Genomic DNA, 13,669 nt, shown 5'->3' with positions numbered 1-13,669 from the left:
ATGGCGTCGTTCCGGACCCTCGACGACATCGGCGACGTCCGCGGCAAGCGCGTCCTCGTGCGCGTCGACCTGAACGTGCCGATGCAGGAGGGGAAGGTCAGCGACGACACGCGCTTCCGGGCCACTTTGCCGACGGTCACCGAGCTGGCGGACAAGGGCGCGATCGTGCTTCTGCTCGCCCATTTCGGGCGGCCGAAGGCGCCGACGCCGGACCTCTCGCTCGCTCTGGTCACCAAGCCCTATGAGCAGGTGCTCGGCCGCCCGGTCCGCTATATCGACTGGGAGGTCGACCAGGCGGGCGTCGCCTCGCTCCGGCCGGGCGACGTCGCCATCCTAGAAAATACGCGCTTCTTCGGCGGCGAGGAGAAGAACGATCCGGCGGTGGTCGACCGCTTCGCCCGGCTCGGCGACCTCTACGTCAACGACGCCTTCTCCGCCGCCCACCGCGCCCACGCCTCCACCGAGGGCCTCGCGCACCGCCTGCCGGCCTTTGCGGGCCGCGCGATGGAGGCGGAGCTGAACGCGCTCGAGCAGGCGCTCGGCAAGCCCGAGCGCCCCGTGGCGGCGGTGGTCGGCGGCGCCAAGGTCTCGACCAAGCTGGAGGTGCTGCGGCACCTGGTGGCGAAGGTCGACCATCTCATCATCGGCGGCGGCATGGCCAACACCTTCCTCGCCGCGCGCGGCGTGAAGGTCGGGAAAAGCCTCTGCGAGCATGATTTGACCGGCACCGCCGGGGAGATTCTCGACGCCGCCGAGCGCGCGAACTGCACCGTGCACCTACCTTACGACGTGGTGGTCGCGAAGGAGTTCGCGGCCAATCCGCCGTCCCTGCGTACCTGCAATGTCCACGAGGTCGCCGACGACGAGATGATCCTCGACATCGGCCCGGCCGCCGTCGAGGCGCTGGCCGACGTGCTGAAGACCTGCCGGACCCTGGTCTGGAACGGCCCCCTCGGCGCCTTCGAGACGCCGCCCTTCGACGCCGCCACGGTCGCGCTCGCCCGCACCGCGGCGGCATTGACCCAGGAGGGCAGCCTGGTCTCCGTCGCCGGCGGCGGCGACACGGTCGCGGCGCTCAACCATGCGGGCGTGGCCGACGACTTCAGCTTCGTCTCGACCGCGGGCGGCGCCTTTCTCGAATGGATGGAGGGGAAGGAGCTGCCCGGCGTGAAGGCGCTGGCGCGGTGAGGCTCCGCCGCGCGGCGGACCGCGACCGCAGCGCCATCGCCCGGATCCACGCGGAGAGCTGGGCCGACACCTATCGCGGCATATTGCCCGACGCTTTGCTCGACGTCTCGCTGCCGGCGATCATGGCCGAGCGCTGGGCGAGGCAGCCCATCGCGCCCGCCGATGCGGTCTTCGTCGTCGAGGAGGACGGCGATTTGCTGGGCTTCGCCGCCAGCTGGGACGGCGATCCCGTCTATATCGACAATCTCCACGTCGCGGCCGCGGCCCGCTCGCGCGGGCTCGGCCGGCGGCTGCTCGGCGAGACTGCCCGGCACTTTCTCGCAAGCGGCAGGAACCGCGCCCTGCTCCATGTCGTCGCCGCCAACCACCGCGCCCGCGCCCTCTATCTGGCGCTGGGCGGGCGCCCGGACGGACTCGAGGACAAGGACCTCTACGGCACCCTGGTCCCGAACGAGCGGATCGTCTGGGACGACCTCAGGGCGCTTGCCGCGCTCTGAAGCGTTTGTGCCGTGCCGGTGCCTGCGATAGGGCGGCGCCGACACATCGAATCAACCGACAGAGCGAGGACGCGAGAACATGCAGGATGCCGAGATGCTGGCCAGGATCGAGAACGGAAAGGGCTTCATCGCCGCTTTGGACCAGAGCGGCGGCTCCACGCCCAAGGCGCTCAAGGGCTATGGCATCGAGGAAGGCGCCTGGAGCTCCGACGAGGAGATGTTCGGCCTGATCCACCAGATGCGGACCCGCATCATCACCTCGCCCGCCTTTACCGGGGAGAAGGTGCTCGGCGCGATCCTGTTCGAGCGGACCATGGACGGCGAGATCGACGGCAAGCCGGTCCCCGCGGTGCTGAAGGAACGCGGCGTCGTCCCCTTCATCAAGATCGACAAGGGCCTGGAGGCGGAGACGGACGGCGCCCAGCTGATGAAGCCGATGCCGGAGCTCGACGCCTTGCTCCGGCGCGCCAGGGGCCTCGGCATGTTCGGGACCAAGGAGCGCTCGGTCATCAACCTCGCCAACCGCGCCGGCATCGCCGCGGTGGTGCGGCAGCAGTTCGAGGTGGCCGAGCAGGTGCTCGCCGCCGGGCTGATGCCGATCATCGAGCCCGAGGTGAACATCAAGAGCCCGGAGCGGGCGCAGGCGGACCAGATGCTCCTCGAGGAGATCCTGACCGCGCTGGAGGGCCTGAGCGACGGCAAGAGGGTGATGCTGAAGCTCTCCATCCCCGCCAGGGCCGGCCTGTTCGATCCGCTCGTCGACCATCCGAAGGTGCTGCGCGTGGTCGCCTTGTCGGGCGGCTTCGCCCGGCCCGAGGCCTGCGCCGAGCTCGCGAAGAATCGCGGCATGATCGCGAGCTTCAGCCGCGCCCTGCTCGAGGATCTGCGCGACCAGATGAGCGACCATGAGTTCGACGGCGCGCTGGGCGAGGCGATCGACGAGATCTACGCGGCCTCGGTCGTGAAGGCCTGAGCCTTTGGACGAGCTCGCGCCCGATTTCGCCGAGCAGTTCGAGCGGGATCCGCGGCGACCGCCCTGCCAGCTTTACCTGATCTCGCCGCTGGAGGTGGCCGGCAATTTCCCCGACGCCCTCCGCGCCGCCCTGGACGCGGGGCCCGTGGCTGCCTTCCAGTTCCGGGTGAAGGGGGTCGACCAGCACGAGGCGGCCCGCCTCGCCGCGCCGCTCCGGGAGATTTGCGCCGCGCGCGAGGTCGCCTTCATCGTCAATGACGATATGGGGCTGGCGAAGCGGCTGGGCGCGGACGGCGTCCACCTGGGGCAGGGGGACGGCGACCCGGAGGTGGCGCGGCGCCTGCTTGGCCCCAATGCCCAGATCGGCGTCACCTGTCATGACAGCCGCCACCTCGCCATGGAGGCGGGGGAGGCGGGCGCCGATTATGTCGCCTTCGGCGCCTTCTTCCCGACGTTGACCAAGGAAACACACCACCGCCCGGATCCTTCGATCCTCTCCTGGTGGACGACCTTGTTCGAGATACCCTGCGTGGCGATCGGCGGGATCACGCCGGACAATGGGCGCATGCTGGTCGACGCGGGGGCCGACTTCCTTGCCGTGTGCGGCGCCATATGGAGCCATGCGGAGGGACCGGCCGCGGCTGTGCGCGCCTTTCAGGACGTGCTGAAGCCCTAACGCCTTGCTTGCGCGACCATCGCCTTCAGCGTCTGCGCGTCGTGAATGGCGTGGGCGTCAATATCGTTGTTGAAATAGCACCAGGCCGTCCGCCCCGTTTTGGCCTGTTCCACGAGCCAGTCGGTCCAGCCGAGCAGGACCTTGTCGGGATAGCGCCCCCAATACTTGCCGGTGGCCCCGTGGAAGCGGACATAGGCGGCGGCGCCAACCGCGACCTTGTCGGTGGCTGAGCCCGGCATGTCATGGACGCAGAAGGAGGCGCCATGCTTCTCCAGCAAGGCGAAGGTGTCATCCGTGTACCAGCTGGGCTCGCGGAATTCGAAGACGTTGACCACGTCCTTGGGGATCAGTTCCAGGAAGCTCTCGAGCCGCTCTAGATTGACCCGGAAGCGCGGCGGCAGCTGGTAGAGGATCGGCCCGAGCCGGTCGCCGAGCGCGCGGAACGGCGTCATCATCCGGGCCAGCGGCTCCTCGCAATCCCTGAGCTTCTTCGCCTGGGTCAGGAAGCGGTTGGCCTTGACCGCATAGCAGAAGCCCGGCGGCGCCTGCTCGCGCCACCTTTCAAACGTCTCCGCCTTCGGCAGCCGGTAGAAGCTGTTGTTGATCTCCACCGTGTCGAAATGCCGGGCGTAATGCTCGAACCAGCGCCGCTGCGGCAGGCCCTCCGGATAGAAACGCTCGCGCCAGTGCCGGTAGTTCCAGCCCGAGCAGCCGATCCTGATCCTCGTCACCGCAATGGAACGACGGGGCCGCCCCGCCGGTTTCTTCCCCAGGATTTTTCGAGGAGTCGCGAATGCGCTGGATATTGGCTTTGCTGCTGGTGATCGGCCTGGCGGTCGGCGGTGCGTTCGCGTTCGGGCTGATCGGCTTCGGCACGACGCCGTCCAGGGAGCCGGGCCCTGCGGTGGCCACCGCGCCGGCCCGCCCCGCAACGGCGCCCTCCGATCCGTTCGCCGATGCCGGCGAGCTCAGGCCCGAGAATCAGCCGGAGACCCGGCCAGTGATGCAGCGGCAGGTGGTGCTCGACCGGCTCGGCTTCTCGCCGGGCGTGATCGACGGGCGCCAGGGCGCGTCGCTGACCACCGCGCTGCGCGGCTTCCAGCGCGCCAACGGCCTCGCCGAGACCGGACAGGACGACGCGCCGACGCGGGCCGCGCTCGCCCGCTGGGACCGCATTCCCTCGACCAGGACGATCACGATCGACGCCGCCATGGCCGCCGGCCCGTTCGTCGGCCGGATTCCGTCCGAGCCCGAGGACCAGGCCCGGCTCTCGGCATTGGGCTATGCGGATCTCGCGGAAAAGCTCGCCGAGCGCTTCCACACCACCGTGGACACGCTGCGCGCCCTCAATCCCGGCTTCGCGCCGCGCGAGGGCGCGCAGGTCGTCGTGCCGAACGTCGGCGGCGGTGCGGTGAACGCGGATGCCTCGGACGATGCGGGCTGGCGCGCCACCCTCGCCGGACTCGGCGTCGCCGGCAACCAGCCCCGCGCCGCGCGCGTCGTCGTCGACAAGTCGGAAAGCGTGCTGATGGCCTATGATTCGGACAATCGTCTGATCGCCCAGTTCCCGGTGACCACGGGCAGCGAGCATGATCCGCTGCCGCTCGGCCAATGGGAGATTCGCGAGATCGCCCGCAACCCGCCCTTTCATTACAATCCGGACCTGTTCTGGGATGCCGACCCGGACGACCGGCGGGTCACCATCCCCGCGGGCCCGAACAACCCCGTCGGCGTGGTCTGGATCGACCTGTCGCGGGAGCATTACGGCATCCACGGGACGCCCGAGCCGCGGACGATCGGCCGGACCGAGAGTCACGGCTGCATCCGGCTGACCAATTGGGACGCGGCCCGGCTCGCGCAGATGGTGCGCTCGGGGGTGACCGCGGTCTTCCAGGCATGAGCGCGCCCGCCACCCGGCTGCTGAACCGCGGGCTGCTGGTCGCGATCGTCGGGCTGGCGGGCTGGGCAGTGCTGACCATCCCGACCCGCTCGCCCGAGCAGGCGCCGCCCTCCTCAGCGTCCGCGCCCGACGCGCCGGCCCTGTCGACAGCTCCGTCCACGCCAATCACCGCGCCGGGCAGCGCCCTGGTCATCCCCGTCGCGGGCGTGGCTCCGGCGCAGCTGACCAACACCTTCGCCGACGCCCGCGGCGCCGGCCGCCGGCACGACGCGATCGACATCATGGCGCCGCGAGGGACGCCGGTCGTCGCCGCCGCGGAAGGGACGGTCGAGAAGCTCTATTTCAGCGATGGCGGTGGCGGGATCAGCGTCTATGTTCGCTCGCCCGACCGGAACTGGACTTATTATTACGCCCATCTCGACCGCTACGCCCCGGGGCTGGTCGAGGGGCAGCAAGTGCGGCGCGGCGCCCTACTCGGCTTTGTCGGCAGCACCGGCAACGCCAACGCGGACGGGCCGCACCTCCATTTCGCAGTCAATGCGATGTCCCCTGACGAGCGCTGGTGGCAGGGGCGGCCGATCAACCCCTATCCGTTGCTGATCGGGCGTGACGGCGCGCCCTAGGCCGAAGCCCACGTGCGGTCCGCAATTCGTCGCGCATCCGGAACGAGACGGCGTGTGCAGGCCTCCGTGCGACCTTCGGTAGGGTAGCGTTAACCCCCGCGCGGTCTATCATCCGTCGCCATGGGGGTTCTTCTGGCATCATTGCTCGGGCTCGGCGTTGCGGCTGCCGGCGGTCCGTTGGCCGCGGAGGCGGCGCCGGCCTATGCCGACAAGTTCGAGGCGGCCAAGGCGCTCGTCGACGAGGGGCCGACGCCGGGAGAGATCGACGCCGTCCTGCGGTCGGCCCGGCGCAGCTTCGCGACCGACCAGGCCGGCCTTCTGCTGCCCGTCGACGGCATCGCAGCCACCCAGCTCGTCGATACGTTCGGCGCCGCGCGCAGCGGCGGCCGCTCGCACGGCGCGATCGACATCATGGCGCCCCGCGGCAGCCTGGTTCTCTCGGCGGCGGACGGCGTGGTCGAGCGGCTGCACCGGAGCAGCCTGGGCGGGATCACCGCCTATGTCCGCTCCACCGACGGCGATTGGGTCTATTATTACGCCCATCTGGATTCCTACGCGCCGGGGCTCGAGGCCGGGCAGCGGCTGCGGCGCGGCGATCCGATCGGCCGCGTCGGCAGCACCGGCAACGCCCAGGCCGCCTGGCCGCACCTGCATTTCGCCATGTACCGGATGGCGCCGGGCGCCCGCTGGTACCAGGGCCGACCGGTCAATCCCTACCCGCTGCTTGCCGGAAACGCCCGCCGCCGCTAAGAGCCGCCGACTTTCTCCAGTCAGCGAGCAGAATATGAAGATCAGCGGCGTGGACATCCGTCCCGGCAACATCATCGAATATGAAGGCGGCATCTGGCGCGCGGTGAAGATCCAGCACACCCAGCCCGGCAAGGGCGGCGCCTATATGCAGGTCGAGATGAAGAACCTCATCGACGGCCGCAAGAACAATGTCCGCTTCCGCTCGGCCGAGACGGTGGAGCGCGTCCGCCTCGACACCAAGGACTTCCAATATCTCTATGCCGAGGGTGACAGCCTCGTCTTCATGGACAAAGACACGTACGAGCAGGTGACCCTGCCGCGCGACCTGATCGGCGATCCCGCCGCCTTTCTGCAGGACGGCATGGACGTGATCATGGAGCTCTACGAAGAGCGGCCGATCAGCGTGCAGCTGCCGGACACGATCGAGGCCACGATCGTCGAGGCCGATGCGGTGGTGAAGGGGCAGACCGCCTCTTCCTCCTACAAGCCCGCCATCCTCGACAATGGCGTGCGCGTCATGGTCCCGCCGCACATCAGCAGCGGAACGCGGATCGTCGTCGACGTTTACGAGCAGACCTACGTCCGCCGGGCGGACTAAGGAGCTTCACTTGGTTTCCCATTCCGGCCTGATCACCGTCATGCAGCGCGCCGCGCGCAAGGCGGCGCCGCGCCTGAGGCGCGACTTCGGCGAGGTCGAGCAATTGCAGGTGAGCCGCAAGGGTCCGGCCGACTTCGTCTCCATGGCCGACCAGCAGGCCGAGCAGACCGTCGCCGAGGAGCTGCGCCATGCCCGGCCGGACTGGAGCCTGTCGCTCGAGGAAGGCGGGGCGATCGAGGGCAATCCGCTGAAGCCCCGCTGGATCGTCGACCCGATCGACGGCACCTCCAATTTCCTGCACGGCATCCCCCATTTCGCCATCTCGATCGCGGTGCAGGAGCCGAGGCCGGGCGGGCAGGGGTGGGGCGAGATCAGCCAGGCCCTGGTCTACAACCCGATCACCGACGAGAGCTTCTGGGCCGAGAAGGGGCGGGGCGCCTGGCTCAACGAGCGGCGGCTGCGCGTCTCCGCGCGGCGCGACCTCTCCGAGGCGCTGATCGCCACCGGCATCCCCTACAAGGCGCATGGCGATCTGCCGCGCTTCAGCGGGATCCTGGACGCGGTCTCGCCCGAAGTCGCCGGCATCCGCCGCTTCGGCTCGGCCGCGCTCGATCTCGCCTGGGTCGCCGCCGGACGCTTCGACGGCTTCTGGGAAGAGGATCTGCAATTCTGGGACATTGCCGCCGGCATCCTGCTGGTGCGCGAGGCCGGGGGCTTCGTCAGCGACTTTCGCGGCAGCGAGGCGGGCCTGGCCAATGGCCAGGTGCTCGCCGCCAACGACCAGCTCCATTCGAAGCTGCACAAGCTCGTCGCGGGGGCCTTGCGCAAGTGAAGCCGGCGCGGGGGGGAATCGGCGCCGCCATCCTGCTCCTTGCAGCCTGTGCGATGCCGGCCGCCCGCCATGCGGACGCGGCCTGGCCGACGCCGACGCTGGAGCCCGCGGAGCTTGTCGCCTCCTTCCCGGACAGCGCCTCGGTCCAGCGCCGCCAGCTCTCGGCCGCGCATGACGCGCGCGACGCGGCCGCGGTCCGCGCCGGCCTGCAGCGGCTCGCGGCGCTCGGCTATGCGCCGGGCCAGGACACGATCAACACGCTCGCCGTCTATCTGCCGGACGCGGAGATGAATGCCTTGCGCCTGCGCTTTGCCGCCAACGGCGCGCGGGTGCAGGCGAGCCGGCCGTTCACCAGCCTTCCCAACAGCCATCGCCTGGTCGAGGGCATCGCCTGGGACGCGCGCACCGGCCGCCTGTTCGCCGCGACCGTGGTCGACCGGGCCTTGCTCGTCCGCGAGGCGCGCGGCTGGCGCGCGCTCGAGGGGCTGGAGGCGGGCAGCCTGTTCGGCCTCGCCGTGGATTCGCGCCGGCGCCTGCTCTGGGCGGCCTCGGGCGTGGTCGAGCAGACTCCTAATCCGGAGGGCGCCTTTCGCGGCCTGATCGCGGTCGACCTCAACACGCTGCGGCCCGTCCGCCGCCTCGCCGCGCCGGGCGAGGGCTGGCCCGCCGACATCGCGCTCGCCGCCGACGGCACCATCTATGCGAGCGATCCGAACAGCGGCGCCATCTACCGCGCCCGCCCCAGCGAGACCGCGCTCTCCGTCCTGGTCCCGCCGGGCCGGCTGCGCAGCCCGCAGGGCCTGGTCCCGTCCGCCGACGGGCGGCGGCTCTACGTCTCCGATTATGGCTATGGCCTCGCCGAGGTGCATCTGGCCGACGGCAATGTAGCGCGGCTCGAATCCGACGCGAACACGATGCTCGACGGCATTGACGGCCTCTATCCCTGGCGCGGCGGCCTGATCGCCATCCAGAACGGGACCAGCCCGCGGCGGATCCTCTGGCTGTCGCTGAGCCCGGACGGGGAGCGCATCGCCGCCGTCCGCGTGCTCGAGAGCAACCATCCCGACTGGGGCGAGCCGACCCTCGGCTTCGTCCGCCGCAACGACTTTCTCTACGTCGCCGATGCCCAGTGGGAGCGCTATGGCGAGGCCGGCGCGGTGCGGGGCGCCGGACCGGTCCGCGCCACCGCGATCCGGATGCTGCGCCCGCCCAATTGAGCCTGTTGCGATGCACTGCGCGCTGGCCTAAAGCCCCGGCAACCTTTGGAGTCAGTCATGGCGTCCGTCGCCGCCGATTATCTGCCGATCCTGTTGTTCCTCGCGGTCGCGCTGGGCCTGTCCATGGCCTTCGTCGTACTGCCGATGCTGGTCTCGCGGCTTACGGGATCGAACAAGCCCTATCCCGACAAGCTCACCGAATATGAATGCGGCTTCCCGGCCTTCGAGGACAGCCGCGCCCAGTTCGACGTGCGCTTCTATCTCGTCGCGATCCTGTTCATCGTCTTCGACCTTGAGGCGGCCTTCCTCTTCCCCTGGGCGGTAACCGTGTTCGGCCTGGGCTGGACGGCCTGGATCGCGATGATGATCTTCCTCGTCGAGCTGGCGCTGGGCCTGGTCTACGCCTGGAAGAAAGGCGCGCTCGAATGGGAGTGATCCTCGACGCGGGGGGGCGCCCGATGCAGCCGGCCCCGGCAGACGGCACGCCGCCCGATCCCTATATCTTCAACCAGATCCAGTCCGAAGTCTCGGACAAGGGCTTCCTCGTCACCACCACCGAAGACCTGTTCCAGTGGGCCAGGACCGGCTCGCTCTGGTGGATGACCTTCGGCCTGGCCTGCTGCGCGGTCGAGATGATCCATGTGAACATGCCGCGCTACGACCTTGAAAGATTTGGCGCGGCGCCGCGTGCGAGCCCGCGCCAGAGCGACGTGATGATCGTCGCCGGCACGCTCTGCAACAAGATGGCTCCCGCCCTGCGCCGGGTCTACGACCAGATGTCGGAGCCGCGCTACGTCATTTCGATGGGCAGCTGCGCCAATGGCGGCGGCTATTATCATTACAGCTACTCGGTGGTGCGCGGCTGCGACCGGATCGTGCCGGTCGACATCTACGTCCCCGGCTGCCCGCCCACCGCCGAGGCTTTGCTCTACGGGATCATGCAATTGCAGCGGAAGATCCGCCGCGAGGGGACGATTGAGCGCTGAGATGGCCAGCCCTGCGCCCGTCATTCCCGCCCGCGCCGGCATCGTCGAAGAGGTGAAGGCCGCGATCGGCGCCGCCTTCCTCGCCGCCAAGGACGAGGTGGACGAGGTCTCGATCGACGTCGCCCGCGACAGCGTCGCCGAGGTGCTGACCACTTTGCGCGACCGGCTCGAATACCAGCAGCTGATGGAGATTGCCGGGGTCGACTATCCGGAGCGCGCCGAGCGTTTCGAGGTGGTCTATCACCTGCTCTCCGTCACCAGGAACCATCGCCTGCGCGTCCGCGTCTCGACCGACGAGGAGCAGCCGGTGCCGACCGTGACCGGCGTCTTTCCCGTCGCCGGCTGGCTCGAGCGCGAGGTGTTCGACATGTACGGCGTGATCTTCGCCGGCAATCCCGATCTCAGGCGCATCCTCACCGATTACGGCTTCCGCGGCCATCCGCAGCGCAAGGACTTCCCGCTGACCGGCTATGTCGAATTGCGCTATTCCGAGGAGGAGAAGCGCGTCGTCTACGAGCCGGTGAGCCTCGCCCAGGACTTCCGCACCTTCGACTTCCTCTCCCCCTGGGAGGGCGCGGAATATGTGATCCCGGGCGACGAGAAGGCCCAGCCCGAGGCGCCGGGCGCTCCGACGCCGCTCAAGGCCGCGGAGATCGCCAGGCCCGCCGTCTCCAGGGCCGCGACCAAGGCAAAGACGCCGAAGACGACGGAGACGAAGGCCGATACCGGGGCAGGGGAGCCGGCCAACACGGAAGCGGCCAAGACCACGGCGCAGAAGCCGCGCGCCCGCAAGGCCGCGCCGCCCAGGCCCGATGCGGCGGCCGCGAGCGAAGCGCCCCGGGCCCGCAAGCCCCGGGCGCCGCGCAAGCCGAAGAGTGACGCATGAGCACCGCCCCCGACCAGCTGACCCGCGAGGAGGAGGTCGCCCGGACCGGCGCCACCGAATCCGCGATCGCCAACTACACGATCAATTTCGGCCCGCAGCATCCCGCCGCGCACGGCGTGCTTCGGCTGGTGCTGGAGCTTGACGGCGAGATCATCGAGCGCGTCGACCCGCATGTCGGACTGCTCCACCGCGGCACCGAGAAGCTCTGCGAGTACAAGACCTATCTCCAGGCTTTGCCCTATTTCGACCGGCTCGATTACTGCTCGCCGCTCTGCATGGAGCACAGCTACGTGCTGGCGATCGAGAAGCTCCTGGGTCTCGAAGTGCCGCTCCGCGCCCAGTACCTCCGGGTCTTCTTCGCCGAGCTGACCCGCATCTCGAACCATATGCTGAACCTCGGCTCGCACGTCATGGACGTCGGCGCGATGACGCCGAACCTGTGGCTGTTCGAGATCCGCGAGGATTGCATGAACTTCTACGAGCGGGCCTCGGGCGCGCGCATGCACGCGGCCTGGTTCCGCCCCGGCGGCGTCCACCAGGACGTGCCGCTCAAGTTGCTGACCGACATCGGCGACTGGCTCGACAATCGGCTGCCGCGCCTGTTCGAGGACGCGATCAGCCTCGTCGCCGACAACCGCATCTTCAAACAGCGCAACGTCGACATCGCCACCGTCTCGAAGGAAGACGCGCTCGCCTGGGGCTTTTCCGGCCCGATGATCCGCGCCGCCGGCATTCCCTGGGACCTGCGCCGTTCGCAGCCCTATGACGTCTACGACCGGATGGAGTTCGACATCCCGGTCGGCACCAGGGGCGATTGCTACGACCGCTTCATGGTGCGCGTCGAGGAGGTCCGCCAGTCCGCGCGGATCATGAAGCAGTGCCTCAGCGAGATGCCGGAAGGGCCTGTCGCCAGCCTCGACCGCAAGGTGGTCCCGCCGAAGCGCGGCGAGATGAAGCAGTCGATGGAAGCGCTCATCCACCACTTCAAGCTCTACACCGAGGGCTTCCACGTCCCCGCGGGCGAGGTCTATGTCGCGACCGAGAGCCCCAAGGGCGAGTTCGGCGTCTATCTGGTCAGCGACGGCACCAACAAGCCCTACCGCGTGAAGATCCGCCCGACCGCCTTCAGCCACCTGCAGGCGATGGACTTCATGTCCAAGGGCCACATGCTGGCCGACGTGACCGCGATCCTCGGCGCCATGGACATCGTCTTCGGAGAGTGCGACCGGTGAGCCCGGGGCGCCGCGCCGCCTTCGGGCTCCTCGCCGGCCTGGCCCTCGCCGCTCCCACGGTCGCCTATGGTCAGGCGGCCCCGTCGGAAGCCGGCCCTGCGGCCGTCGTCGATCAATTCCTGCAAAATCTGCGTCGAGGACGCCACGCGGCACTGGGGGCGCTCTTGCCGGACCGCGTGCGCACGGGGGAGGGAGAGACGCTGAGAAGGGATCAGGTGATCCTCCTCTACCAAGGCTATACGCTGGCCATGTTCGGTCCGCTTCGCTCCTTCGCCTGCGATGCGCCCGAGACCAATGCGGTGACCTGCCGTCTCCGCTTTCAGTCGCGTTCGCTTCGCGAGCGATATACGGTCGAGGCTGGTCTGATTTCCGGGATCGAGATTCTGCCCTGGAGTGGCGAAGGGGCGTCCCAATGAGCGACGGGGAGCTAGGCTACCGGCTCGGTTATGCCGCCTTCCCGATCGTCTTCGTCGCTATCGCGGTCTTCATCGGCTGGCGCATGGGGCGGAAGCGCGAGCCGAAAAAATTCGTGCTCTGGCCGGTCGCCGTTGCCGGCTTCCTGCTCGCGCTGGGCGCGCTCGGCACACAGCTGCGCAAGCAGGTGGAGGCCGCTCCGACAAGCGAGGCGCGCTGATGACGGCGCCACCGGACATCGTGAACCTCAGCGACAAGCTGGCGCTTTTCTCCGATCACTGGAACCCGCGCATTGTCGGCCGCTACAACGGCAACGAGGTGCGCGTCTCCAGGCTGAAGGGCGAGTTCCTCTGGCACAGCCATGCCGGGACGGACGAATTGTTCCTCGTCCTGAAGGGCCGCCTCACCATCGAGTTCCGCGACGGCGTCCGCACGCTCGGCCCCGGCGAGTTCCTGGTCGTGCCGAAGGGCGTCGAGCACCGCCCGGTCGCGCCCGAGGAGGTCGAGCTGCTGGTCATGGACCGCGAGGGCGAGCCCAATACGGGCGGCGAGCCGGCGTCCGAACTGACCCGGGCGCGGCTGGAGACGCTGTGATGGCCCACCGCGGTCCGATCATGGGCGGCGTTTCCGTGCTGGTCGTCACAGCCGCGTTCGCCATGCTGGAATTTGGCAGTTCCCGGGCGACCCTTGCCTATCGGATGGCGGGTATTGCACTTGTCATCATTCTGCTCGTCGGTGCCTGGCTGCTCGCGGGCTTCGTCCGACGTCATGGCGACGAGATCGGTGAAGCGCGGTTCGACACGCGCAACAAGGATGAGCGCGAGGGCTGACTTCCCATTGCCCGGCCCCTCACTCGGGGCTAGGGGACGCCGCAGAGAGTTTAGCATGATGGAATCA

19 protein-coding genes are annotated in these 13,669 nt (G+C 69.0%); 18 read left to right on the top strand and 1 reads right to left on the bottom strand.

The annotated features are described in order from the left end of the window. From VEC11_RS04375 to thiE, 4 genes are all read left to right on the top strand, one after another. Nucleotides 1-1,188: a phosphoglycerate kinase gene (locus VEC11_RS04375; RefSeq protein ID WP_464129370.1), complete on the top strand. Its 1,188-nt coding sequence runs from the start codon at nt 1-3 to the stop codon at nt 1,186-1,188. Next, complete coding sequence (locus VEC11_RS04370) at nt 1,185-1,685, top strand: N-acetyltransferase family protein (RefSeq protein ID WP_464129368.1); 501 nt, start codon at nt 1,185-1,187, stop codon at nt 1,683-1,685. Before VEC11_RS04375 ends, VEC11_RS04370 begins: the two co-directional genes overlap by 4 nt. Before the next feature lie 79 nt (nt 1,686-1,764). Next, nucleotides 1,765-2,658 (top strand): fructose bisphosphate aldolase, encoded by an 894-nt coding sequence (locus VEC11_RS04365; RefSeq protein ID WP_464129367.1) that lies wholly within the window; start codon nt 1,765-1,767, stop codon nt 2,656-2,658. Nucleotides 2,659-2,662: 4 nt separating this feature from the next. Next, the gene (gene thiE, locus VEC11_RS04360; protein WP_464129365.1) at nt 2,663-3,334 is read left to right on the top strand and encodes a thiamine phosphate synthase; all 672 of its coding nucleotides are present in this window, start codon (nt 2,663-2,665) and stop codon (nt 3,332-3,334) included. Here the strand turns inward: thiE and VEC11_RS04355 are convergent. After that, the gene (locus tag VEC11_RS04355; protein ID WP_464129364.1) at nt 3,331-4,065 is read right to left on the bottom strand and encodes a DUF72 domain-containing protein; all 735 of its coding nucleotides are present in this window, start codon (nt 4,063-4,065) and stop codon (nt 3,331-3,333) included. The two genes, thiE and VEC11_RS04355, sit on opposite strands and share 4 nt — an antisense overlap. A 62-nt stretch (nt 4,066-4,127) precedes the next feature. Between VEC11_RS04355 and VEC11_RS04350 the strand changes: the two genes are divergently transcribed. The 14 genes from VEC11_RS04350 (at nt 4,128) to VEC11_RS04285 (ending at nt 13,602) form a co-directional block, all read left to right on the top strand. Further along, nucleotides 4,128-5,234 (top strand): L,D-transpeptidase family protein, encoded by a 1,107-nt coding sequence (locus VEC11_RS04350; protein ID WP_464129362.1) that lies wholly within the window; start codon nt 4,128-4,130, stop codon nt 5,232-5,234. Beyond that, complete coding sequence (locus tag VEC11_RS04345) at nt 5,231-5,857, top strand: M23 family metallopeptidase (protein ID WP_464129361.1); 627 nt, start codon at nt 5,231-5,233, stop codon at nt 5,855-5,857. Before VEC11_RS04350 ends, VEC11_RS04345 begins: the two co-directional genes overlap by 4 nt. A 120-nt stretch (nt 5,858-5,977) precedes the next feature. Continuing rightward, a complete protein-coding gene (locus tag VEC11_RS04340; RefSeq protein WP_464129359.1) occupies nt 5,978-6,607 on the top strand; it encodes a M23 family metallopeptidase in 630 nt (209 codons plus the stop codon). Between the two features lie 34 nt (nt 6,608-6,641). Continuing rightward, complete coding sequence (efp, locus tag VEC11_RS04335; protein WP_464129358.1) at nt 6,642-7,205, top strand: elongation factor P; 564 nt, start codon at nt 6,642-6,644, stop codon at nt 7,203-7,205. 10 nt (nt 7,206-7,215) lie between these two features. Further along, the gene (locus VEC11_RS04330) at nt 7,216-8,037 is read left to right on the top strand and encodes an inositol monophosphatase family protein (RefSeq protein WP_464129356.1); all 822 of its coding nucleotides are present in this window, start codon (nt 7,216-7,218) and stop codon (nt 8,035-8,037) included. Beyond that, a complete protein-coding gene (locus VEC11_RS04325; protein WP_464129354.1) occupies nt 8,034-9,254 on the top strand; it encodes a hypothetical protein in 1,221 nt (406 codons plus the stop codon). Before VEC11_RS04330 ends, VEC11_RS04325 begins: the two co-directional genes overlap by 4 nt. Before the next feature lie 57 nt (nt 9,255-9,311). Further along, nucleotides 9,312-9,689, top strand: a complete 378-nt coding sequence (gene ndhC / locus VEC11_RS04320) for an NADH-quinone oxidoreductase subunit A (protein WP_464129352.1) — start codon at nt 9,312-9,314, stop codon at nt 9,687-9,689. Next, the gene (locus VEC11_RS04315) at nt 9,680-10,240 is read left to right on the top strand and encodes a NuoB/complex I 20 kDa subunit family protein (protein ID WP_464129350.1); all 561 of its coding nucleotides are present in this window, start codon (nt 9,680-9,682) and stop codon (nt 10,238-10,240) included. The genes ndhC and VEC11_RS04315 overlap by 10 nt, the downstream gene beginning before the upstream one ends. 1 nt (nt 10,241) lies before the next feature. Then, nucleotides 10,242-11,126 carry an NADH-quinone oxidoreductase subunit C gene (locus tag VEC11_RS04310; RefSeq protein ID WP_464129348.1) on the top strand — a complete coding sequence of 295 codons (885 nt, stop codon included), beginning with the start codon at nt 10,242-10,244 and terminating at the stop codon, nt 11,124-11,126. Beyond that, nucleotides 11,123-12,358, top strand: coding sequence for an NADH-quinone oxidoreductase subunit D (locus VEC11_RS04305; RefSeq protein ID WP_464129347.1), 1,236 nt, complete (start codon nt 11,123-11,125; stop codon nt 12,356-12,358). Before VEC11_RS04310 ends, VEC11_RS04305 begins: the two co-directional genes overlap by 4 nt. After that, complete coding sequence (locus VEC11_RS04300) at nt 12,355-12,774, top strand: hypothetical protein (protein ID WP_464129345.1); 420 nt, start codon at nt 12,355-12,357, stop codon at nt 12,772-12,774. The genes VEC11_RS04305 and VEC11_RS04300 overlap by 4 nt, the downstream gene beginning before the upstream one ends. Next, nucleotides 12,771-12,992, top strand: a complete 222-nt coding sequence (locus VEC11_RS04295; protein WP_464129344.1) for a hypothetical protein — start codon at nt 12,771-12,773, stop codon at nt 12,990-12,992. Before VEC11_RS04300 ends, VEC11_RS04295 begins: the two co-directional genes overlap by 4 nt. Beyond that, a complete protein-coding gene (locus VEC11_RS04290; protein ID WP_464129342.1) occupies nt 12,992-13,366 on the top strand; it encodes a cupin domain-containing protein in 375 nt (124 codons plus the stop codon). The genes VEC11_RS04295 and VEC11_RS04290 overlap by 1 nt, the downstream gene beginning before the upstream one ends. Continuing rightward, entirely contained in the window at nt 13,366-13,602 is a 237-nt protein-coding gene (locus tag VEC11_RS04285; protein ID WP_464129341.1) for a hypothetical protein, read from the top strand. The genes VEC11_RS04290 and VEC11_RS04285 overlap by 1 nt, the downstream gene beginning before the upstream one ends. Nucleotides 13,603-13,669 lie beyond the last annotated feature (67 nt).

The sequence above is a fragment of the Allosphingosinicella sp. genome (genome assembly GCF_035626655.1).
Lineage (GTDB): Bacteria > Pseudomonadota > Alphaproteobacteria > Sphingomonadales > Sphingomonadaceae > Allosphingosinicella.
The sequence above is the reverse complement of the archived record's forward strand: the minus strand, read 5'-3'. Positions and strand labels throughout refer to the sequence as shown.